This window comes from Rhizobium sp. C4 (assembly GCF_021026315.1).
GTDB lineage: Bacteria > Pseudomonadota > Alphaproteobacteria > Rhizobiales > Rhizobiaceae > Ensifer_A.
The window spans coordinates 216,145-237,965 of sequence record NZ_JAJNCX010000005.1 but is presented as its reverse complement, the minus strand read 5'-3'; the positions used below and the strand labels follow the sequence as shown (position 1 = coordinate 237,965).

Genomic DNA, 21,821 nt, shown 5'->3' with positions numbered 1-21,821 from the left:
CTGGCTGGAAATTCCTACCCGCTGATTGCAGACTTGAGAACCAAACAGCCCTGCGAGGCAGCGATCAGCCGATCGGCAACCCTCATCCGAATTCGGCAACGTCGACGCGGATGCTCTGAAGCGACGAGGGAAAGATCGATTAAGCCTCCCACGCCGTCCATTAGCGTATCCAGAAAGACTGCCCGACCCGACGATATAGGGGAGCGGATCATCGCACTCGTGCTTGATCACACCGATTGTTCAGATCCCCAGAAAAGGGACCGTGCATAACTGGGGTAATCCCACTTCACTGCTCCCCTGCCGTCCGGGCGAGAAGCGCGGTCTCCATCCGACGAAGGCCTTCTTCCAGCGACGCTCTGGAACATCCGAAATTCAGGCGAACATAGTCCCGGTAGGCAGAGCCAAACTCGGACCCCGCGCTGAATGCGACCTTCCCCTTTTCGAGGAAGAAGGATTGGGGATCGGGTGTCAGCTGAAGCGCGCTACAGTCGAGCCAGGCGAGGAACGTTCCCTCTGGCGCAACACAGCGGATGGCCGGAAAGCGTCTTGCAATCTCGCCCATCAGGAAATCACGGTTTGACTGAAGATAGGCCAGAAGCTCAGCTTTCCAGACCGTCGCACCACGAAAGGCCGCAAGTGTCGCCTCCAGCCCGAGAATGTTGACACTGTCGACCATGCCCAGTCTGGAAGACGCGAATTTTTCTCTGGTTTGCGGGTTTTGAATGATGGCGAAAGCGGTCTTCATGCCGGCAATATTATAGGTCTTGCTGGCAGCCATCAGCGTGATCGTCCGCTGCGCGGCGTCAGGCGAAAGGGTTGCGATCGGAATGTGCCGGCGGCCATCCAGAAGCAGGTCGCAATGGATTTCATCGGAAATGATGAGAGTGTCGTGCGTTTGGCACTCGCCCGCAATCCAGGTCAGCTCGTCGCGTGTGAAGACCTTTCCAGTCGGATTGTGCGGATTGCAGAACAGGAGCGCCTTCGACGAGGCAAGTTTGGAAGAAAAGGCGTCCTTATCGATCATCCATCCCGAAGGGGATGGCGCGAGCGCAGCGTCTTCACGAACAAGCCCCCAGTGGCCAGGGGCATTCAGGATGGGACGATAGATCGGCGTCTGGACGACGACGGAATCACCCGGCGACAGCATGGCCTTGAGCGCCATGTTGAAACCCGGCTCCACGCCCGGCAGGAAAACAATGTCGTCCCGCGTAATCGCCCAGCCATAGAGCATCGCCATGTCCGCGACGATCTGGTCGCGCAATTCATCGCGGGCCACGCCGTAACCAAGGACGGGATGCTCGAGACGTTTTTGAAGAGCCTCGATGATCGCCGGCGCGGCGGGAAAATCCATATCCGCAACCCACATGGGCAGAACGTCCTCGGCATAGCGGCTCCATTTGGAGCTTCCAGTGCCCAGACGGTTCGGTACGGTGTCGAAGCTCGTCATGTTTACAATCCCCGGATCATGCCGCCATCGACGCGGATGGTGGAGCCGTTGATATAGCTTGCCTGTGCGCTGGCAAGAAAGGCCGCAACGGCGGCAAATTCCTCTGGCCGCCCATAACGGCCGACCGGGATATCGTTTCTGGACGCTTCCTGGACGGCCGAGAGGCTGGCGCCGGTCTTTTCCGCCTTGATCGTATCGAGTTCGCGGACGCGATCGGTATCGATGCGCCCCGGGAGGATCATGTTGACCGTGATCCCATGCCGACCGACTTCGCCGGCCAGCGTCTTCGACCAGCCCGCAATGGCGGCGCGCACGCCGTTGGAGAGCGCGAGATTGACGATCGGCTGAACGACACCGGAGGAGCCGATCGTGATGATGCGGCCCCATTTCTTCTCGATCATGACCGGCAGAAGCGCGTCGGTGATCGCGAAAATCGAGGTGGCCATCATCTGGAAGGCCGACTGCCAGGCCTCGCGCGTCTGCCCCATCGCCGGACCGGCCTTCGGGCCGCCCGTGTTGTTGACAAGAATGTCCACCCCACCCTGCTCTCGAACAGATGCAATGAGGTCGTTCACGGATGTCTCGTCCGCCAGATCGACACGCATCGGCTTGATGTTGCACTGTGCGGGGATCGCATCCACGTTGCGGGCGGCGGCGAAAACGGTCACGCCCTCTGCGGCAAGCGCTTGCGCAATCGCGGCGCCAAGGCCACGGCTGGCCCCCAGAACGAGCGCCTTCTTTCCGGAAATATTGAGATCCATCAGGCCAGTGCCTCCAGCTTGCGCGTCTGACGCGCGATCAATCTGTCGATTTCCGCCATGGCGGCGGCGTTCAAAGACGCGCCGGGACGGCGCTGCGCGGCACTGGCGATGGCGCCGCGCTTGGCGAGAATGTACTTGCGCACGGCCAAGCCTACGCCCGGCTGCTGCTCATAGCGCACGAGCGGCAGATAGGCGTCGAACAGGTCCTGGGCGGCATCCAGCTTGCCATCATTGCTCAGACGCACGACATCCGCCATCATTTCGGGGTAAGCGAAACCCGTCATCGCGCCGTCGGCCCCGCGCTGCATTTCCTCAGGCAGGAACACGCCGGCATTGCCGCACAGGATGGAAATGCGGCGCCTTCCGTTTGCTTCGGCCTTACGAAGATCGGAAATCTTTTGCAGGCCCGGCCAATCCTCATGCTTCAGCATGACGATGCTCGGCTGCGCCTCGAAGATCACGCCGAGCGTCTTGGTGGAAATCTGTACGCCGGTCGACAGCGGAAAATCCTGCAGCACAACCGGCACGGCTTCGCCAACCGTTTCCACGACGTTGCGGTAATAGGCGATGATCTGCTCATCCGTCCGCAACGTCGAGGGCGGCGCAACCATGACCCCGGCAGCGCCGAGATCCATGACGGCCTTGGTGAGTTCGCCGATGGCGGCAAGACCGGGAGCGGACACGCCGACCACGACCGGCTTGCCACCGGCACGCGCCATGGTTCGCCGTGTCACCTCGATCGATTCCGCCTGCGTCAGCTTCGGCGCCTCGCCCATCATGCCAAGGATTGTCAGGCCATCAGCGCCCTTGTCCTCGTAAAAATCGACCATCCGGTCGATGCTGGCGTGATCGAGCGCACCGGTCTCCGTAAACGGCGTTACGGCAATCACGAAGACGCCTTTGGAATCTGCTGTGATGAGTGTCATTGCAAATCTTCCTATTCGAACCAGTGGGATTGGTCGCGGCGGACATAGCGCCCGTCGCCCGGCTTGTTGAGAACGGTCCGACCGTCGAATGCGAGGTGGCCTGAGAGATAGGTGCGCTCGACCGTGATGGTGAAACGGCGTCCGTCGAACGGGCTCCATTGCAACGCGTCATGGGCATTTTGCGCATCCCAGGTCTGGGCCGTCCGGCTCACAATCGCAAGATCCGCATCCGCGCCGACCCGGATCGCGCCCTTATGGGGCCAGAGACCGAAGAACTTGGCGGGACGCTCGCACAACATGTCGACCGTCAGGCTCGCGGCGTCCAGTCCGCGTTCCTCTGCTGCGGTCCAGAAGGCCGGGAGAAGGGTTTCCAGTCCCGGCACGCCGGCGCCGGCATCGAAAATGGAATCAGTCAGCTTGTTGTCGATTGGCCAGCTTGAATGGTCCGAACTGACGAAGGCGACACGGCCCGAGAGTATCTCATCCCACAGTGCATCGATCTGGCCCGGACGGATGGGCGGATTGACCTTCATGCGGGCACCCAGTGCCGCGCCGTCCCGATCAGGATCGAACCAGAGATAGTGGACGCAAAGCTCGCCCGTCGCCCGAAACCCGTCCGTCAGGTAATTGTCGACGAGCTGGAAGCCGCGCGCGGTCGTCAGATGCACGATATGAGCATGGGCACCGGCAGCGGCACCAAGTTCAAGGAAGAGTGCCGTGGCCGCGAGTTCGGCGGCGGGCGGGCGGCTCGCCGAATGGGCTTCTATCCCGTTCTGACCGGAAGCTCTTGCCGCTGCGATATAGGCACGGACGATTTCCTGGTCTTCATTATGGACGCCCAGCGGAACGGGCGTATCGGCGAGCGCGTGGAAAATATCGAAGATCTGATCCGATCCAATGCGGGGAAAGCGCGTCGGGCTGCTCTCGAAGGTCGAGATCTTGAAGGCAACCACGCCGCCGTCGATCAAACTTGCGATCGCATCCGTCGATTGGCCCGGCATGATCGTGCCGTAGAGCGCGACATGCGAATGCGCATGCTCTTCAATCGCCGAAACCTTGTCCGCCAGCCGCGCAGTATCGTTGAGCGGGGCCGGATTGTCATAGGGCATGTCCACGATCGTGGTCACGCCGCCGGCAATGGCCGAGCGGGTCGTTGAACGAATTCCCGGAAGCCCGCCATAGCTGCAGGCATGTGTTTGTCCGTCGATCACACCCGGCAGGATCAGATCCTCGCCGCAGTCATGCACAGCCGCCGCTTGCGGAGCATCGCCTGTGCCAATGGCACTGATCTTGCCGGCCGTGATGCCGATCCAGGCATCCTCCAGCGGTCCATCTGGCAGGACCGCGGTGCCGCGGATGACGAGGTCGAAGGACATGGGTGTTACCTCCAGTAGGACATATCAAGATGATTGGCGGCGAGGGATACGCCTGCCTGCACGGGATCGATAATCGGCAGTCCCAAGGCGTCCTGCAGCGACGCGCGATAAGAGCCCAGTCCCGCGCAGCCCAGAATGATTACATCAGCCTTGTCCTCATCGCGAAGAAGGCGCGCAGTGCGGGCAACCGTTTCCACGACATCGGTTGCCATCAACTGCACGACCGTCATGTCGATCGATCGATCGCCTGCCAGTCGGTGGTGAAGCTCAAGGCTTTGCAGATAGCGAAGATGCCGTGCGATCGAGGATGGGCCGAGCGAGATGATGCCGAAGCGCTTGCCGAGGGAAAGCGCCGCCAGATAGGCGGATTCCGCGATACCCGTCACCGGCTTGCCCGTGGCAGCCCGGACGCGGTCAATGCCCGGATCGGAGAAGCAGCCGAGGACAAAAGCGTCAGCATCGGACGACGCAACGGCTTCCAGAATATTCGGGATCACCTGCGCGACATGGTCGTCAGTTTCGATCCCGGGGGGCGATTTTGCCAGTTCCGTGCAAAGGATTTCGTGGCGGGTGGCCGCGCGTACCGGCGCAAGACACGCCTCCATCGATCGCGTGACGGATACGGAGCTGTTGGGATTGATGACGAGGATTTTCGACATGTTGCGCTCCAAGGGGCTGGCCGCCATAGCGTTCTGGAACTAAATATATTACGTAGTATATCACAGGAAGCAACGTGTCAAAGCGGATGAAGCGCCCGCGCCAAGCGGAAAGATACGAAACTTTTTGACATCGGCCCGATTGATCGTAACAAGAGAAGACAACGCCCGGTTCGGGCCCAAGGAGACTGAACGTGAGAGGCATGGGGCAAGCTTACGCGGGGGCTGAAAAGCGCACCAAATCGCTGACGGAACAGGCCTATGCGATCTTGCGCGAGCGAATCATCACCGGCGATCTGGCACCCGGCACCGAGGTCTCCGAGCCGGAACTCGCCGAACATTTGGAGATGAGCAAGACGCCGGTGCGCGAAGCGCTGGGGCGGCTTTGCGTTGAAGGCTTCATGGAAGCCTATCCGCGTCGCGGCTACCGCGTCAGCCCGGTGACGATCAAGGACATGAACGACCTCTTCTCGGTTCGCGGCGTGCTGGAGGGCACGGCTGCGGGGCTGGCCGCCGAAAATCTGACGGTCGAAGAGCTGGACCAGCTGGATGAACTGGCCGACGCCAGCTATGTGATGGGCGAGGAAGTCAGTACGCGCACCTTCGTGTCGCGCAACGAAGGCTTTCACGCGCTGATCGCCCAAGGGTCGCGCAATCAACGGCTCTACGCGCTGGTGATGAGCCATCTCGAGGAATGTGCCAGGCTCTTCTACATGGGCACGCGGCTTCGCGACATCAATCCGGAGACCAGCAACGACCATCACCGCATCCTTGCGCATTTGCGGGCGCGCGATGCGGAAAAGGCGCGACTGGCGATCATGGAGCATAACGAAAACACCCGCAAAGGGCTGTTGGCGGCGCTCATTGCCAACGGTCGCGCCGAACTGACCCTGTGAAGACAGGTCAAGGGCGGGCGCCACCTTCATTCAGTTCTGCTTCACCAGATGGCCGGGCGCATGCTCCCGGTAGCTGGCTTTGACCGGGACGAAATCCGCCGGACGCACAGCACTGCCCAGCTCGAATTCGGCCCGGACCCGACGGTTGCTTCTGCGCGACGGATCGGCAATCGGAACCGCGTCCAGAAGCCGGCGCGTATAGGGATGCTGCGGGTCGCCAAAGATCTGTTCACGCGCCCCGATTTCCACGATCTCGCCGAGATACATGACAGCCACCCGGTGGCTGACCCGCTCCACCACGGCCATATCGTGGCTGATGAAGAGATAGGCGATCCGAAGGCTTTCCTGCAACTCCAGCATCAGGTTGACGACCTGCGCCTTGATCGAGACATCGAGAGCCGACACCGCCTCGTCGGCGACGATCAGACCGGGATTGAGCGTCAGGGCGCGCGCAATGCTGATGCGCTGACGCTGGCCTCCCGAAAACTCGTGCGGAAAGCGCCGCCCCATATCGGCCGTGAGCCCCACCTTCTCAAGGAGTTCCGTCGCCTTCGCCATGGCGTCGCGCTTGTTGGCCAACTTGTGAACAATCATCGGCTCGGCAATGGCCTCGCCCACACGCATCCGGGGATTGAGGCTGGAAAACGGATCCTGAAAGATCATCTGCATCTGCTTGCGGCGATCCTTCAGCTCCGTCTTCGACAGGGCCTGGATATCTTCGCCATTGACGCGGATCGTGCCGCTCGTCGGATTGACCAGCCGGAGCACCGACCGGCCTGTCGTGGACTTCCCGCAGCCGGATTCCCCCACAAGCGCCAGGGTCTCCACTTCCCGCAGGTCGAAGGAAACGTCCTCGACGGCGTGGACACGGCTCTTCACCCGGCCGAGCAAGCCGCTCTTGTTGTCAAAGCGAGTCACGAGATTGCGGACTTCAAGAACGGTTCGGGTTCCGGCGGCAGGCATCTCGCGCTCCGGCACGGCGGATGCCGTCTCGGTATCCAGCAGAGCGAAGGTCGCCGGATTGGTCCGCCCCTCCATGGAGCCGAGCCGGGGTACGGCTGAAAGCAGAGCGCGGGTGTAGGGATGCTGCGGCGCCCTGAAAATCTCCTCCGTCGCCCCCGTTTCCAGCGAACGGCTCCGGAACATGACGGTGGTGCGATCCGCGATCTCGGCGACGACACCCATGTCATGCGTGATGAAAAGCACCCCCATCTCCTCCTCGTCCTGCAGTGACTTGATCAGCTGCAGGATTTCGGCCTGAACGGTGACGTCGAGTGCGGTTGTGGGCTCGTCGGCAATCAGCAGGCGCGGCCGGCAGGCGAGCGCCATCGCGATCATCACGCGCTGCAAGGTGCCGCCGGACAGCTGATGCGGATATTCCTCGAAGCGGCTCGCGGCGGATGGAATGCGCACCCAGTCCAGAAGGGCGATGGACTGCCGGCGCGCCTCATCGACGGAGACATTGCGATGTCGGCGAATGGCTTCCGAAATCTGCCGCCCCACCGTCATGACGGGGTTGAGCGATGTCATCGGCTCCTGAAAGATCATGGCGATCTGGTTGCCGCGGACATCTTCCATCTCGCGGTCGGTGAGGCCCAGAAGGTCCCGTCCCTCCAGTCTGACCTCGCCGGTGACACGCGATGTCTTTTCAGGAAGCAGGCGCATGATCGACATGGCGGTGACGCTCTTGCCCGAGCCGGATTCGCCGACGATCGCGACGGTTTCGCCGGTGTTCACCTCCAGGCTGACATCGTTCACCACCGCATGCCACTCGCCGTTGCGGCGGAAGGACGTCGTCAGATTGCGGACCGAAAGGATGTTCATGGCTGATAGATTCCAAAGACTGCGATTGCGGGCGGTCAAGGCAATTTTTTCTAATATACTACGTAATATATTTTAACTTGCCAAGCGCCTTGTTGTGTTCGAAGCTACACTGCTGAAACCTGAAAATTGGGAGGCGGCATGACGCCTGAGCAAATCCGAAGCAGCGCCTTGCTAACTCCGCAGCAATTGCACGAGCGTCTGCAGAACCGTGATGATGTCACGATCCTCGCCGTGCAATCCATCAATCCCTATACGGGCAGGCCGTCGTTTACCGGTGAGCGTATCCCCGGCGCCATAGACACACAAGCCTACGAGGACTTCCAGTCGCCCGGCTCACCTGAGCACGGGCAGAGGCCCTTGCCGCAAATCGACGTCCTGCAAGCCAAAGCGCGCGCATGGGGCCTGAGGCGCGAGGGCATGATCGTCATCTATGATGCAGATCGCAGCATGACCGCGGCGCGCGCCTGGTGGGTGTTGAAATGGGCGGGGCTCCCCGATGTCAGGGTTCTGGATGGAGGGCTTCCGGGCTGGATCGCCGCCGGACTGCCCACGACGACGGAGACTGTCCAGCCGTCGTCAAGCGACATTGTGCTGAGCGCCGGGCATATGCCGGAATTTGGCGCCGAAGACGCCGCGCGCTTTGCAAGCGAAGGTGTGCTGCTCGATGCACGGATCCGGCCGAACTATATCGGAGGGCCGGTTGGCCAAGGGCTCCCGCCGCGGGGTCATATTCCAGGCGCGGTCAGTGCGCCGGCGCCCGATAACGTGACGGACTATGGCAATTTCACCGATGCTGCGACGCTTCGGGAAATGTACGCCGCACTCGGCGTGGATGGGCAAAGGCCGGTTGGCGTCTATTGCGGAGCGGGCATGTCGGCCGCCCATACCGTGCTGGCCCTGGCATCCATTGGCGTGACCGCATCCATGTATCCGGGATCCTGGTCGGCATGGGTCCATGATCCGGGACGCCCGGTCGTGACCGGCGCGCAGCCGCACGGATACAGCACAAATTCTAGGCAGTAGGACATCGTGGCCAAATTAACGCCAGACAGGCTTTACAGCACGATCCGCCATGATATATTTCGTGATATACTACGAATTTCGCCACCCGTCCGCGGGCTCAGCGTTCCTTGATCGAAGACATAAAGGGGTGAAGCAATGAAGATTTGGAATGGAATTGCCATAGCCGCGGCGGCCTTGCCGTTGCTGTTCTCCGGCGCTTATGCAGACGATAGCGCAAAGCTGAAAACGCTTGTGGTCGCCGTTCCGTCTGACCCGGTCAGTCTGGAGCCCGGCACCAACAAGGCCGAGCCCATCGGCAGCGAAATCATCCTGAACGTCTTTGATACGCTGGTGGCGTGGACCGCGCCGGACTTCAAGGTTCTGGAAGGTCGACTTGCCAAGAGCTGGACCGTCTCCAGCGACGGCAAAGTCTTCGATTTCACATTGCGTGAAGGCGTCAAGTTCCAGGATGGTACCGCGTTCGATGCGGCAGCGGTCAAGTTCTCGCTGGAGCGGACCAAGGCGACCAATCCTTACGTGAAGGCGACATTCGATCTGATCAAGGAGATCACGGTCGTCTCGCCGACGGAGTTGAAGATCACGCTTTCGGGATCCTACCCGGCCTTCCTGTCGATCCTTGCCCAGCCGCAGGCAGGCATTGTCAGCCCGGCCGCTGTTGCAAAATACGGCGACAAGTTCGCCGCCCATCCGGTCGGAACGGGACCGTTTGCGTTCAAGAGTGCGCAGGCCGATACCAATGTCGTTCTGGAAGCAAACCCGGATTATTTCCGTGGCGCTCCGAAGCTTTCGCAGATCATCTATCGCGTCATTCCCGACGCCTCCACGCGCCGTCTCGAACTGGAAGGCGGCGGCGTTGATATCGTGCAGCAGCAGGGCCAGCTTTCTGCGATCGCGGCAGAAGATATCGAAGCGCTCAAGGCTAACAAGGACGTGAAGGTCCTGGAATCCTCCAGCCAGATCATCCGCCAGCTGGAATTCAATAACAGCAAGACCGACGGCCCCTTTGCAAACGTGAAGGCGCGCGAGGCCATCACCCACGCCATCGACTATGACGGGCTTCTGAAGGGTGTGTTCGGAGGAACGGCCGAGCGTGTCTATGGTCCGCTGCCGTCCAACAACTGGGCCTTCAACCCGAAGATGAAGGACCTTGCGCCGAAATACGATCCGGCGCTTGCCAAGAAGCTGCTGGCCGAGGCAGGCGTCAATCCGTCGTCCTTGAACCTCAAGCTCTACAGCTTCCAGGGTCCGCTCTGGGGCGCGGTGGCAACCTTCGTCCAGGCAAACCTCGCCGATATCGGCATCAATGCCACGATCGAGCAGACCGAGTTCCCTGCCCTTCGTACGCTCCAGACGTCTGGCCAGTTCGACGTTGCGCTGGACGGCCGCCAGCCGTGGTATAACGATCCGGACGCCCACATCACCATCGGCTATCTGTCGTCGCTCGCCAACACGGCCATGACGTTCCGCATGCCTGCCGACAAGCAGCTTGACGACCTCATCCTGAAGGCACAGCAGACGCCGGACTTGGAGGCGCGCAAGCAGCTCTATTTCACGATCCAGGAAGAGATCGCCAAGCGTGTTCCGGGCGCCTATCTGTTCAGCCCGAAGCTGATTGTCTTCACCCGCTCGAACGTCGAGGGCCTCGTCGTCAACAGCGCACCGCCGCTGAACGAATACTGGTCCGTTTACAAGAAATAAGATCAGATAGGAGCGCCGGCGGCCGCGAGGCCGCCGGCGCATTCCTGCATTTGGCATTCACGCAATCTAATCCTGGTCATTCATGGCCCAGCACGAAGAGAAAGGTTGAGGACGGGATATGGCGAGTTTCATCATACGTCGCCTGATTGCCTTGATCCCGGTCATGTTCATCGTGCTTGTGATTGTCTTTTCGCTGGTGCGGATCATCCCCGGCGATCCGGCCACGACCCTGTTGGGGCCCGGCGCAACGCAACAGCAGATTGATGCCTTGCGGGCGCAGCTCAATCTGAACGAACCTGTGGTCCTGCAATTTTATCATTATGTCGTCGGCCTGTTCATGGGCGACTTTGGCTATTCGCTGAAAACAGGCCAGCCGGTTGCGGCGGAAATACTGGCGCGGTTGCCGGCCACCATTGAGCTTTCGGTTCTGGCCATGATCGCTGCCATCATTGTCGGCATCCCGATCGGCGTTCTCTCGGCCACACGTCCCAACTCCTTTTTTGACCACGTCACCCGTGTCGTCTCGCTGCTCGGGGTCTCCATGCCGGCTTTCCTGCTGGCGCTTGTGCTGCAGCTTGTCTTCGCGAACTATCTTGGCTGGCTGCCGGTCTCCGGGCGTTTCAGTCCCTATATGCCGGTCGAAACGATGACGGGTTTTGCAATCCTCGATGGTCTCCTGACGCATAATTTCCAGGGAGCACTCGGCGCCGTCCAACATCTCATCCTGCCGACTGCGGTTCTGGCCGCGTTTCTCGCAGCAACGCTCGGCCGCTTCGTCCGCAACACCATGCTCGACGTCATGGGCGAGGATTTCATACGGACCGCCAAGGCCAAGGGTCTGCGTCGGCACGACATCGTGCTGAACCATGGCCTGCGCAATTCACTTCTGCCGGCCGTCACCATCATCGGCCTGAAATTCGCGGAAATGCTGGGCGGCGCGATCCTGACGGAAACGATTTTCGCGTGGCCTGGGATCGGACGCTACATGTTCGAGGCGATCAAGAACCGTGATTACCCGGTCATCCAGGGCACGACCCTCGTCTTCGCGCTGCTCTTCGTGCTGACATCCATCCTTGTGGACGTTCTTTACAGCGTTCTTGATCCGCGCGTGCGCCGGAAGATGGGATGAGACGATGCGTGAGATCCTGCTTTTCCTGAGACGCAACACGCTGGCTGTTGTCGGCCTTGTCATTCTGCTTCTGCTGGTCGGCTTCATCGCCATCGGCCCCCTCGTCACCAGCTACTCCCCGACCAAGCTCGACATTCTGCACAAGCTGGCAGCGCCAAGCCTCGATCACTGGCTCGGAACCGATGCTTTCGGGCGCGATGTCCTGACCCGCATCATGTATGGCGGACGCGCCACCCTGGCGATCGGCCTGGGTGTCGTCGTCCTCGCCTTCGCGGTCGGCGTGTCCTTTGGCACGGTGGCAGGATTTGCCGGGGGCTGGATCGACAGCCTGATCATGCGCATCGTTGACGCGATCCTCGCGTTCCCGGCTCTGGTTCTTGCAATTGCGCTTTCGGCCGCCTTTGGTCCGAGCCTGCAAAACGCCATGCTGGCGGTCGCCATCACACTTGCCCCGCAATTTGCCCGTGTCGCCCGCAGCCAGGCCCTCAGCATCTCGGTCAAGCCTTATGTCGAGGCCGCAAGCTCGCTCGGGCTGCCGGCGCACCGGATCCTGATATCGTATGTTTTCGTCAATGGATTGGGTCCGCTTCTCGTGCAATCCACATTGGCCCTGGGCAGCGCCATCTTGCAGACTGCCAGCCTCGGCTTTCTAGGTCTCGGTGCCCAGCCGCCACTGCCGGAATGGGGCGCCGACGTCTCCGCCAACCTTCAATATGTTCGCAGCGCCGCCTGGGTTGCCCTTGCTCCGGGCATGGCCATCCTGCTCGCTGTTCTCTCCTTTAACCTGATCGGTGACTCGCTTGCCGACTGGTTCAATCCGCGCCGCCGCAGCGAGATCGACTAGGACATCATCCGTGGAAAGCCTGCATATCACGCTCGAGAAGATCGACTTCCTGCCGCCGGATCGCGTGACCGACGACACAAGCGTGCTGACATTGAAGAACCTAGTCTTCGAACCGCTGCTGCGCTGGAATGACGGTCTGGTGCAGCCAGCCCTGTTTCGCGCCTGGACGCATTCTCCCGATGGCCGTGTCTGGCGTTTCTTCATCCGCGAGGGGGCGATGTTTCACGATGCCAAGCCCTGTATCGCCGCCGATATCCTGGAATTCATCGACGGCATCCTGCAGGCCGTCGATACATTCGGGATGAAATGGTCCTATGCGCGTTATCTTCAGGACGCGGTGATCAGCGCCGTGGCTCCTGATGTCGTCGAGGTTCGAAATCCGCGACCCTTTGCCGACATCCTAGATATCTTCTCCGAATTCTATATCTGCCGCCGCGACGCGGATGGGCGGCCCATTCTTGGAACCGGGCGATACCGCGTGGCGGAGATCGACAGCGGTCAAAAAGCCGTTCTGGAAAAAATGCCCCGGATGCAGGGCCCGGATCGCATCGTTGCGACCGCCTGCAAGAATGCGGATGCGCGATACGACCTGCTGAAAGCGGGAACCGTCGATGCAGCGCTCAATCTGGAACGCACGGAGCATCGCCTTCATTTCGAGGAGCAATTCCAGTGGGGGCGAGCGGTGAACACCCTCTCCGTCATGTATTACCTCAATTGCGGAAGCGGACTCTTCAGCTCGGCCGCAGCCCGCCTGGCGGTCAACCATGCCGTTGACACGGCAGCGATCGCTGCGGACATCTATCATGGGCTTGCCGTACCATCGGCGACGATCGTCAGCCCGTTTCATCTGGGTGCCGCCAAGGCGGATTTGAAACCCATCGCTTACGATCCCGATACCGCCCGCCGGCTGCTCGACACGGTCGATATCGGCAGTGGTGCCGTGCGCTTGCGGACGCCGACCTTCATGCCGGAACGCGCACCGGAGGTCAGCCGGTTCGTCGCCTCATCGCTGGAGGCGATCGGGCTGACGGTTGAGGTGGAAACGGAAACCGATCGACCGGAATATGCGCGCCAGATCGGCCGCAAGGAAATGGGCGACATGGCGATGTTTGATTCATCGCCGCAAAGCACCTATCGGGTGCTGAACGACAAGATTTCCAGCGGCCCCCGCGCTGTCTGGTGGCAGGGCTATGAAGATGCCGAGACCGAAGCGCTCATCACTGCGGCCAACGAGGCGATCGATGATAGCGCGCGTGAGGCCGCCTATGCGCGCTGCCTGACGCGTCTGCAGGTCAATCCGCCCTGGCTCTATATCGTTCATCCGATCGATGTCTTTGCGGCCAAGCCGAACATTGCGGGCCTTGCGATCGACCACAAGGGCACGCTGAACATTCTCTAGGGAGTCTCCATCATGGAACGCGACTACGCGATCACCTTCTTCTACTACGACGACATCCACGCCGTGGTCCCGTTCTACGAGAACGTTCTCGGGTTCGAACTGGTCCTCGACCAGGGGCTCGCCCGCATCTACCGCATTGCCGGCCAATGCTATTTCGGCATCGTGGATGGCAATCGCGGTCACCTGAAACATCAGGAAAAGAGCGCAGTTCTCCTGACGATCGTATCGCAGGATGTCGAGGGCTGGCATGCGAGGCTGAAGGCTGCCGGCGTTCCGGGTCTTTCCGATCTGCTGCGCGGCCGGTTCTGCGAGCATTTCTTCTTCGAAGATCCGGCAGGCTATGCCATCGAGATCCAGCGCTTTCACAATCCCGACGTCGCCAAGCTTTTCTGAGGAGACAAGCGGATGAACACCTCTCTGGACAGCTTGCGCAAGGCTCTCGTCGAGGAGGCACTCGCTTATGGCGCAATGCCCTTGATGGCGCGCCCCGATGGAAGCCCGGCTTCGCTTGATGAAAGCTATATTCCGCTGCTCGTGAACTTCACCGCAGAGGACAAGGCTGCGAAGGGGCTTCGCAAGCTGAAGGACAGGGCCGAGCCCGAACCCCCGGTCTATTTCTCAGCCCTTGAAATGGTGCGCGACTACCCAGCCCTCTTGCTGATCGGCGAGACCGGGAGCGGCAAGACGACGTTTGCGCGACATCTGGCCTGCAGGCTGGCAAGGCAAGCCGACGGGCCGCAGGCAGTGGCCCGCAACGAGTTCGGCGCGCGTCAGGATGAGATCTGGGACGCCGGTCGGGTGATCCCGCTTTATCTCAAGGTATCGAAAGACCAGGGCTTTCAGGGCTTGATAGACGCTGCTGCGCCCGGAATGACCGCCCTGCTCGCCTCACGCGCGTGGGCAGATTCGGACTGGACGCTCGTTATCATTCTCGATGCGCTTGAAAACGCCGGCCGTGATGCACCCCGGCTGCTTGCCGAGGCCGTGCATCTTCAGGAGACATATCCGCGCATACGTCTGACTGCCCTGGCGGAGCAGGATGCCACGGTGGGTCTCGTTCCTCCCGCGCCCTTCGCGCGCTTTTCACTTCTGCCCCTTCTCAAGGCGCAACGGGTCGATGCCGCGCAAAAGATTGCGGGCCTCGATATCCAGCAAACCGGCGTGGGTTTGGGGAAAGCAGCCGGCAATCCGGCGCAGTTTGCCATGGCCCTTGGCGCTGCGGTCGACGGCAATTCGCCGGAAGAGATCGTTGATGCCTGGCTGAAGAAGGTCGCGGGCGATCCGCAGATGTCGACGTTTCTATGTGGGCTCGGACATGACGGCCTGACCGGTGCTCTGGACGATCTCGAAGTGCTGCCGGTCACGCGGGTGCGCCAGCTTCTAGCGGCTCGCCATCTGGTGGGTGAAGCGCCAGCATCGGTCGCGAGCTCCTTCCGCACCAACCCGCCGCTCTGGGCTCCCGTGATCAGGAGCCTTGCGGTAAGACTTGCCGGCACTGCGGCACTCGCCGCTCTTGTCGAAAGCCTGATCGACGGCGATGGCGATGCGGCCCTTCGCGGCGCGCTGCTGGCATCGGAATTTGCAGTCGATGACGCTTCGCGACAGCGGCTGGCTGAAAACTTGCTGCGAATTGTGGAGACCGGCGCATTGACGCCAAGCGAACGCGAACAGGCGGGCCGGTCGCTGGCCGCATGGGGCGACCAGCGCGATCTGGAGGCTCTCGCCTTCGTGCCCGGCGGCACCTTCACAATGGGCTCGGATACGCATCCGAATTCCGCGCCGCCGCATGAGGTGACTGTCGAGCCCTTCCGCATCGGCCTCTACCCCGTGACCAACGGTCATTACGCGGAATTTGTGCACGCCACCAACCGCATCTGGCTCGGCCCGGATGGCCTCGTTCCCGAGCGCCGCAGCGCGCCGGCGACCGACCTGACCTGGCGCGACGCCAATGCCTATTGCGCATGGCTGACGGAGCAGTGGAAACGGGATGGCCGCCTTGCCGACACGGAGATCGTGCGTCTTCCGACAGAACCCGAATGGGAGCGCGCCGCGCGCGGCGACCAGCCGGATGAAGGAGACGTGATCATATACCCTTGGGGTGGCGAATGGCTGGAGGATGCCTCCAATTCGGAAGAGGCCGGCTTCAACAACACCTGCACCGTGGGGCTTTTTCCGAAGGGGCGCTCTCCCTATGGCTGCTACGACATGACCGGGCAAGTCTGGGAATGGTGCACGACGCTCTGGGGAGAGGACATGGCAACACCCAGCTTCCTTTATCCCTATCGCTACGACGGGCGCGAAGCGCAGGATGCGCTACCGGCAGTCCGTCGTGTCCTGCGCGGCGGCTGTTTCAGCAGTGGCCAACAAAAGGCATGCTGCACCTATCGCGGCAGTCTTGAACCGGACGGCTTCTGGCGCGGCAATGGATTCCGGATCGTAGTATCCCCCTCCCCGGATCGACGCCCCTGACGCAGAAATCCATGCGTGCTTCGGCGTGAAATGTCGGATCTGACAGGCCTTGGCGCATGTGTCTCGGAAAGAGCGAATTTCCGTCTTTGATGCTGCTTTTGATCTTGCGGCGGATGGATTTTGGGCGGGCGCATGTCAGCACTCGATTGAGGATGGCGCAGCCGGCGGCAACGTCATCCTTCCAGCCGCACCATCACCGTTGCCCAGTGAATCGGTGCCAAATTTGCCCCACACACCAACGATCTACCTGCACTAGACTTCTCTATATCCTTACGATACCGAGATAAAAATCCATATTGAAAGCCATCTGATGTTTTACTTTCCGTATGTGGACGCTTACCTCCCTCGACAAACTATTCTCCGCCCCCTAAGAGGCCGAAGAATGGAGCCCAAGACACCCTCCACATGCAATTTTCTACGCCCAATGCGCATCCGCCAGACCCGCTGGCGCGGCATCTGAGACAAAGCAGCACCCGCTGAGGCTCGGCAAATGCCCTGGCTGCAAGCGTGCACAAGCCCCTGCCCCGTCCCCAGACAAGACCCGCCGCTCACGAAAGCACGCAGCGTCTTAAAACCCTTCCCAACGCCATCCCGCGTTCTAACACACCGCTTCCTGAGCTGGGTAGGCAACGGCGGAGTTCGATGGCAGAGAAAAACCAAACCACCTCGAAATTCGACGTCCTGCGAGGCCCCAGAACGGATCGATTTCAGCGGCGTTGATTTCGCACAGAAGGTCTCTCCATCCGGTACGTCAACACGCTCCATTGAGACCAACCTCGGGAGACGCCACCCACGACCGGCACACCAAACGCACGACTTATCGACACATTGACGCCCCTCCGCGATGTGACCCCTGCCCGCACCGCCATGGATCCAATGGAGTCCACGGGAAACCGGGCTAACCCTGCAGACGCAGCGAGCCATCAGCAGGGCTTCCACAGGCGGAAAGCAGCCGCCTAGTGCTCCCCAGCCCACCTGCCGCCGCGAACAAGGTCGTCGTCCGTGGGCATACGGAGACAGTCCATGGAGCAGCTTCTGGAGCCACCAGGAGCAAGAGGTCACAACATCTTCAGGATCAAGCACATTAGGCGTCTGTTGACCATATATCGAGCGGAGAGGGGCGCCGGGCACATGGTCGCCGTCAACGCACCCGGGACGCGACAGGGCAGCCTTAAGCGCCGGGCGGGCAAGCCTCTCGTTCTGACGAGAACGCCCCTCCCCTTCCCTGGAACATAAGGAAATCATGCCGCCGGCGCCCGGCATCAGATGATGCCGCGAACCCGGATCTTCAAAAAAAATAGTCCGCATCGGCATGAAAACCGATGCGGACTCTTGACGCCTAATCGAGGACGTGCGACCCATAAGCTGCGACACTTAGAGAGGGGCTTCCACGACGGCGACGTCTGGGGGCCTTTCTTTTTACCGGCCTCGCCTTCCCGACAGATATTCCGAATAGAGACGGTCCAGATTTTCGGTAACGTAACGGCCGAACTCCGGTGCCGCCTTCGCCTTCAGGGTCAACGAGAACGCATTGGCTCCTTGCGAAAACTGAGCGGTAACCAGCTTGTCCTTTGCCTGCCACGTGTCGAGCTTCGTCGCAGGCTTGCTTTTCTTGACCGGCTTGCCTCCCTGCTTCAGCGCAAGATAGAGACCGTTGAAGCGCTCATCGCTCGACTGTGCCTTGAACGACGGATCTGAAACAACGTCTTCGATCCGGGATGCATTCGATTCCTTGCCGGCTAACAATGAAAGCTCGACCCACCGCTCGCGACCTACGCCGCGGGCTGGGCCAATCGCGAAAAGGACGTCTTCGTTGATCCGCGACGTCACCGACACCATCTTCGAAAGAGCCGCAGCATTGGCCGCCAGTGCCGAACCGATGACATCACGGCCATAGCCGAGGTCTTCCAGCCTCTTGGCAAAGAGCGCGCGCTCAATGAAGCTGAGATTGGCGCGGGCTGAATTTTCCTGCCCCTGGGCAATCACATGCGACCGATCATCGATCGCCTTGACGACCGCACGAACGGAGCGCCCCAGCTCCCGCGCAGCGCGCACGCGACGATGACCGAACACGATCTGATATCGGCCGGCACGATCCGGATGGGGCCGGAGCAGGACAGGCGAGTCCTGACCACGCTCCGCGATCGCCGCCTTCAGCGCCTCGAACTGCTCGGCGTCATCCTCCAGACGATCCGAAACGAAGGACCCATCGATGTCTGACGGATCGATATCGATGACGGCCTCACCCTCAAGAAACTTGTCGGCCTGACGCGCAAGCTCGTCGAGAGACCGGATCATGGTCTTCGACGCGCCCCGCATGGGATAAGCTGCCGCCGCGGCGGGCGCTGCTTCCTCGGAATCGGCCAATCCGGCAAGGAGATTCTTACGCGCCATTGTTTGTCACCCCTATATCACTGGAAATATTCAATATTTCCCTGTTTTTGTCAGCCGACAACTTCAGCGACCCCAAGCCCCGTGAATGAGCTCCGTCACTTCGGCATTCACCGACTCCAGTGCCTCCATGGCACGGTCATAGGTCGAGCGCGTCATCTGCGTCCGCTCAACTTCATAAAGCGTCTGCTTGGTAATGCCGGCGTCTGAAATCGCCGTCGACTTCAGCATCTGGTTCTTCAGCATGAACTCGTTGAACAGTGTCTGCATGAACCCGACCATCTGCGCCTGGGGCACGTCCGTCGGCTCATAGCGCGTCACGAGATAGCGATACCATGCGAGGTTCACCTCGGCGCCGGCCTGACGGATCGGCTTCAGAATCCCGCCCAGCATCAGCAGAAACTGCCCCATGGACATCACGTCAAGCATCTGCGGATGAATGGTAATCAGCACGCTCGTCGCTGCCACCAGCGCCGTAATCGTCAGGTAACCCAGCTGCGGCGGGCAATCGATGACGACAACATCATATTGATCGTCAACATCGGCCAGCGCGCGGGATATACGTGTGAAGAAGGTCTTGCCTTCGTTGGAGTTCCGGTTCGCCATGGCGAGCGGCGTGTCGTACTCGAATTCCTGCAGTTCGAGATTGGCAGGTACGATGTCCAGGCCCGGAAAATTCGTCTGCCGAATGACGTCCTTGATCGGCTTGCGCTCCTCGTCATAGCGGATCGCTTCATACAGCGATTGCGTCTGATCGAGCTCGGGCTGGAAGCCGTGCAGAGAGGTGAGGGAGGCCTGCGGGTCTAGATCGATCGCAAGCACGCGATGACCAGTCAGCGCGAGATGCTGCGCAAGGTGCGCGGCAGTCGTTGTCTTCGCGGAGCCACCCTTGAAGTTGACGACGGCGACCACCTGAAGCTTGTCCCCGGGTCGCCGGCGTGGCGAATAATCCTTCACGTCCGATCGGCCATGCTGGCTGAGATAATCGCGAAGCTCCGCCATCTGCTGCGCCGAGTAGGATCGGCGTCCGGACGGCGATGTCTGGGGCAGGGGGCCTTTGCCCTCCAGATGCAGTTTCTTCAGCGTACTCTGGGAGACACCGAGGAAATGCGCAACTTCTGCCAGCGAAAACGTCCGCAGGGTCTTGTGGGCCGTTGGCGGAAAACGCTGCAGGCTGAGCAGGTGAAGCTTCTTCGAGATCAGGTCGCCCTGTTCGAGAATCTCGTCCTCAAAGTGAAAGGCTGCGCGGTCTGTCGCTGCTGAGGTAACGGCGTTCATCGAGTCTGAATTCCAAATAACGATTTTCGGGCGAGGCGGTTTGAATAATCGTTATTATTGCAGATTCGCGGGATTGCGCAAGGCAACACCGTTAATGATCGGTGAAGGCCCGCCGACGGGCCAACACCTTATCCGGCTTACGATCGAAAGTCCGTGCTTCCGACGCCGTCACATCTCCCCTGACGGGAGAGACCCTTTACTTGATGACACCCTTCTTGAGGATGATGTTTCCATAGAGTCTGCGTTCGCCAGTCTGAACCACGGCAAATGCATTGCTGGCCCGATCATAGAATTCAAACCGCTCCAGGCTGCCAATGTTAGCCGGATTATCAGCGACGCGATCGATGATCGACTGGAACTCGCTGACCACCTCCGGAACAGCCGTCGGATCACCGACAACCTGCATGACCAGAGCCGGATCGGGAACAAAGCTGTCGAGCGGAAGCAAGGAGAGAATCGCTTCCAGCGCATCCGTGGCTGAAATGCCATCGAGCCGGATGCAGGGCACACCGGAACTTTCAGCCGGAAAATTGGCGTCCGCAATCACGATGTCGTCGCCATGGCCCATGGCGGCCAGCGCGTGAAGCAGGTCGGGGGAGAGAATCGGTGGGATGTTGCGGAGCATGTCAGTTATCCTTTGGCACGGGTGCGTCAGCCCGGATAAGACCCTCACGCTTCAAGTCCGTCCAGAGGCCTGCAGGGATATCCACTTCCAAGAGCCTCGCATTGGCCAGAAGCTCTCCGCGACTAACGGCACCGGGAATCACCGTCTTCACGCACGGATGTCCGAAGACGAACTGCAGGGCGGCGGCGATCAATGGCGTGCCATGCGCCTGACAGACTGATTCGATCTTTCGAACCCGCTCCAGGATCGGGGCAGGGGCGGGCACATAATTGTACCGTGCCCCCTCAACCGCACCTGTGGCCAGAATTCCGGAATTATACGGGCCGCCCAGAATGATCCCGACATCGCGGCGTTCGCAGAGCGGCAGAAATGTTTCCAGCGCTTCCTGCTCAAGAAGTGTATATCGGCCGGCGAGCAGAAAGCAGTCGAAGTCGCCAAGACCCAGAAGCGTCTCGCAGACCTGCCACTCGTTGACCCCTGCACCAATCGCCGAAATGTCACCGGCGTCCCGCAACTCGACCAGTGCCCGGTATCCGCCACCGTCGAAAAGCTCCCGCACCTTCACGTCACTCGCCTCCTGCGACCCTTGCGAAAAGGCGCAGACGTCGTGGACGAGGAGGATATCTGCGTGATCGATATTCAGCCGCGACTTGCTGGCTTCATAGCTGCGCATCACTCCGTCATAGGTATAGTCGAAGACGATCCGCTTCTGCGGGACATCGACAAAGCTCTCGGGTGTCACTTCGTCCGGCTCGCAATCGAGAAGGAGACGACCGACCTTTGTTGAAAGAACAATGTTGCCGGCACCGAACATCTGCATGGCGCGACCGAAACGCTCCTCGGAGCGGCCAAGCCCATATTGCGGCGCCGTGTCGAAATAACGGATGCCCACATCAAAAGCGGAGAGGAGAGCATCCTGCGCATCCTCATCGCTCACCTTGCGATAAAGGTTGCCGAGTGGCGCACCGCCAAAGCCCATGCGGGTGAGATGAACAGGGCGCTTCGTTCGCCCGTTCAACGGGATGAGGTCTGTCAGTTTCATGAAGAGGCTCTCTCTATATATAAAGAGGGGAGGGCGC

Annotated in this window: 18 protein-coding genes; 8 read left to right on the top strand and 10 right to left on the bottom strand. The window is 60.6% G+C overall.

The window, feature by feature from the left end:
- Positions 1 to 286: 286 nt before the first annotated feature.
- The 5 genes from LQK84_RS11500 to LQK84_RS11480 are packed head-to-tail and all read right to left on the bottom strand — an operon-like array spanning position 287 to position 5,169.
- Positions 287 to 1,447, bottom strand: coding sequence for a MalY/PatB family protein (locus LQK84_RS11500; protein ID WP_230828862.1), 1,161 nt, complete (start codon positions 1,445 to 1,447; stop codon positions 287 to 289).
- Between the two features lie 2 nt (positions 1,448 to 1,449).
- Entirely contained in the window at positions 1,450 to 2,208 is a 759-nt protein-coding gene (locus LQK84_RS11495) for an SDR family oxidoreductase (RefSeq protein WP_230828861.1), read from the bottom strand.
- Entirely contained in the window at positions 2,208 to 3,134 is a 927-nt protein-coding gene (locus tag LQK84_RS11490) for a dihydrodipicolinate synthase family protein (RefSeq protein WP_230828860.1), read from the bottom strand. Before LQK84_RS11490 ends, LQK84_RS11495 begins: the two co-directional genes overlap by 1 nt.
- Before the next feature lie 11 nt (positions 3,135 to 3,145).
- Positions 3,146 to 4,510: a dihydroorotase gene (locus tag LQK84_RS11485; RefSeq protein WP_230828859.1), complete on the bottom strand. Its 1,365-nt coding sequence runs from the start codon at positions 4,508 to 4,510 to the stop codon at positions 3,146 to 3,148.
- A gap of 5 nt (positions 4,511 to 4,515) precedes the next feature.
- On the bottom strand, positions 4,516 to 5,169 hold the full coding sequence (locus LQK84_RS11480) for an aspartate/glutamate racemase family protein (RefSeq protein ID WP_230828858.1): 654 nt from the start codon (positions 5,167 to 5,169) through the stop codon (positions 4,516 to 4,518).
- A 200-nt stretch (positions 5,170 to 5,369) separates the two neighbouring features.
- Here LQK84_RS11480 and LQK84_RS11475 point away from each other — a divergent pair, with 200 nt between their 5' ends.
- The gene (locus tag LQK84_RS11475; protein ID WP_230828857.1) at positions 5,370 to 6,062 is read left to right on the top strand and encodes a GntR family transcriptional regulator; all 693 of its coding nucleotides are present in this window, start codon (positions 5,370 to 5,372) and stop codon (positions 6,060 to 6,062) included.
- 30 nt (positions 6,063 to 6,092) lie between these two features.
- On the opposite strand, the gene LQK84_RS11470 is transcribed toward LQK84_RS11475, so the two are convergent.
- Positions 6,093 to 7,886, bottom strand: coding sequence for an ABC transporter ATP-binding protein (locus LQK84_RS11470; protein ID WP_230828856.1), 1,794 nt, complete (start codon positions 7,884 to 7,886; stop codon positions 6,093 to 6,095).
- A 138-nt stretch (positions 7,887 to 8,024) separates the two neighbouring features.
- Between LQK84_RS11470 and LQK84_RS11465 the strand changes: the two genes are divergently transcribed.
- The 7 genes from LQK84_RS11465 to LQK84_RS11435 all read left to right on the top strand — a co-directional run bounded on the left by LQK84_RS11465 (position 8,025) and on the right by LQK84_RS11435 (position 16,448).
- Positions 8,025 to 8,909 carry a sulfurtransferase gene (locus LQK84_RS11465; protein ID WP_230828855.1) on the top strand — a complete coding sequence of 295 codons (885 nt, stop codon included), beginning with the start codon at positions 8,025 to 8,027 and terminating at the stop codon, positions 8,907 to 8,909.
- A gap of 135 nt (positions 8,910 to 9,044) precedes the next feature.
- A complete protein-coding gene (locus tag LQK84_RS11460; RefSeq protein ID WP_230828854.1) occupies positions 9,045 to 10,607 on the top strand; it encodes an ABC transporter substrate-binding protein in 1,563 nt (520 codons plus the stop codon).
- Between the two features lie 118 nt (positions 10,608 to 10,725).
- A complete protein-coding gene (locus tag LQK84_RS11455; protein ID WP_230828853.1) occupies positions 10,726 to 11,736 on the top strand; it encodes an ABC transporter permease in 1,011 nt (336 codons plus the stop codon).
- A 4-nt stretch (positions 11,737 to 11,740) separates the two neighbouring features.
- Positions 11,741 to 12,580 (top strand): ABC transporter permease, encoded by an 840-nt coding sequence (locus tag LQK84_RS11450; protein WP_230828852.1) that lies wholly within the window; start codon positions 11,741 to 11,743, stop codon positions 12,578 to 12,580.
- Between the two features lie 10 nt (positions 12,581 to 12,590).
- Positions 12,591 to 13,979 carry an ABC transporter substrate-binding protein gene (locus tag LQK84_RS11445; RefSeq protein WP_230828851.1) on the top strand — a complete coding sequence of 463 codons (1,389 nt, stop codon included), beginning with the start codon at positions 12,591 to 12,593 and terminating at the stop codon, positions 13,977 to 13,979.
- Between the two features lie 12 nt (positions 13,980 to 13,991).
- Positions 13,992 to 14,372 (top strand): VOC family protein, encoded by a 381-nt coding sequence (locus LQK84_RS11440; RefSeq protein WP_230828850.1) that lies wholly within the window; start codon positions 13,992 to 13,994, stop codon positions 14,370 to 14,372.
- A 12-nt stretch (positions 14,373 to 14,384) separates the two neighbouring features.
- A complete protein-coding gene (locus LQK84_RS11435) occupies positions 14,385 to 16,448 on the top strand; it encodes an SUMF1/EgtB/PvdO family nonheme iron enzyme (protein ID WP_230828849.1) in 2,064 nt (687 codons plus the stop codon).
- A 1,419-nt stretch (positions 16,449 to 17,867) separates the two neighbouring features.
- On the opposite strand, the gene repB is transcribed toward LQK84_RS11435, so the two are convergent.
- From repB to LQK84_RS11415, 4 genes are all read right to left on the bottom strand, one after another.
- A complete protein-coding gene (repB, locus tag LQK84_RS11430) occupies positions 17,868 to 18,842 on the bottom strand; it encodes a plasmid partitioning protein RepB (protein WP_230828848.1) in 975 nt (324 codons plus the stop codon).
- A gap of 63 nt (positions 18,843 to 18,905) precedes the next feature.
- Positions 18,906 to 20,117, bottom strand: coding sequence for a plasmid partitioning protein RepA (repA, locus tag LQK84_RS11425; protein ID WP_230828847.1), 1,212 nt, complete (start codon positions 20,115 to 20,117; stop codon positions 18,906 to 18,908).
- Between the two features lie 196 nt (positions 20,118 to 20,313).
- Positions 20,314 to 20,742 (bottom strand): RbsD/FucU family protein, encoded by a 429-nt coding sequence (locus tag LQK84_RS11420; RefSeq protein WP_230828846.1) that lies wholly within the window; start codon positions 20,740 to 20,742, stop codon positions 20,314 to 20,316.
- A gap of 1 nt (position 20,743) precedes the next feature.
- The gene (locus tag LQK84_RS11415) at positions 20,744 to 21,784 is read right to left on the bottom strand and encodes an aldo/keto reductase (RefSeq protein ID WP_230828845.1); all 1,041 of its coding nucleotides are present in this window, start codon (positions 21,782 to 21,784) and stop codon (positions 20,744 to 20,746) included.
- Positions 21,785 to 21,821: the final 37 nt, after the last annotated feature.

Bases quoted from the DNA above. Each gene is read 5' to 3' on its own strand.
- LQK84_RS11500 (WP_230828862.1), bottom strand. From the start codon at position 1,447: ATGACGAGCTTCGACACCGTACCGAACCGTCTGGGCACTGGAAGCTCC.
- LQK84_RS11495 (WP_230828861.1), bottom strand. From the start codon at position 2,208: ATGGATCTCAATATTTCCGGAAAGAAGGCGCTCGTTCTGGGGGCCAGC.
- LQK84_RS11490 (WP_230828860.1), bottom strand. From the start codon at position 3,134: ATGACACTCATCACAGCAGATTCCAAAGGCGTCTTCGTGATTGCCGTA.
- LQK84_RS11485 (WP_230828859.1), bottom strand. From the start codon at position 4,510: ATGTCCTTCGACCTCGTCATCCGCGGCACCGCGGTCCTGCCAGATGGA.
- LQK84_RS11480 (WP_230828858.1), bottom strand. From the start codon at position 5,169: ATGTCGAAAATCCTCGTCATCAATCCCAACAGCTCCGTATCCGTCACG.
- LQK84_RS11475 (WP_230828857.1), top strand. From the start codon at position 5,370: ATGGGGCAAGCTTACGCGGGGGCTGAAAAGCGCACCAAATCGCTGACG.
- LQK84_RS11470 (WP_230828856.1), bottom strand. From the start codon at position 7,886: ATGAACATCCTTTCGGTCCGCAATCTGACGACGTCCTTCCGCCGCAAC.
- LQK84_RS11465 (WP_230828855.1), top strand. From the start codon at position 8,025: ATGACGCCTGAGCAAATCCGAAGCAGCGCCTTGCTAACTCCGCAGCAA.
- LQK84_RS11460 (WP_230828854.1), top strand. From the start codon at position 9,045: ATGAAGATTTGGAATGGAATTGCCATAGCCGCGGCGGCCTTGCCGTTG.
- LQK84_RS11455 (WP_230828853.1), top strand. From the start codon at position 10,726: ATGGCGAGTTTCATCATACGTCGCCTGATTGCCTTGATCCCGGTCATG.
- LQK84_RS11450 (WP_230828852.1), top strand. From the start codon at position 11,741: ATGCGTGAGATCCTGCTTTTCCTGAGACGCAACACGCTGGCTGTTGTC.
- LQK84_RS11440 (WP_230828850.1), top strand. From the start codon at position 13,992: ATGGAACGCGACTACGCGATCACCTTCTTCTACTACGACGACATCCAC.
- LQK84_RS11435 (WP_230828849.1), top strand. From the start codon at position 14,385: ATGAACACCTCTCTGGACAGCTTGCGCAAGGCTCTCGTCGAGGAGGCA.
- repB (WP_230828848.1), bottom strand. From the start codon at position 18,842: ATGGCGCGTAAGAATCTCCTTGCCGGATTGGCCGATTCCGAGGAAGCA.
- repA (WP_230828847.1), bottom strand. From the start codon at position 20,117: ATGAACGCCGTTACCTCAGCAGCGACAGACCGCGCAGCCTTTCACTTT.
- LQK84_RS11420 (WP_230828846.1), bottom strand. From the start codon at position 20,742: ATGCTCCGCAACATCCCACCGATTCTCTCCCCCGACCTGCTTCACGCG.
- LQK84_RS11415 (WP_230828845.1), bottom strand. From the start codon at position 21,784: ATGAAACTGACAGACCTCATCCCGTTGAACGGGCGAACGAAGCGCCCT.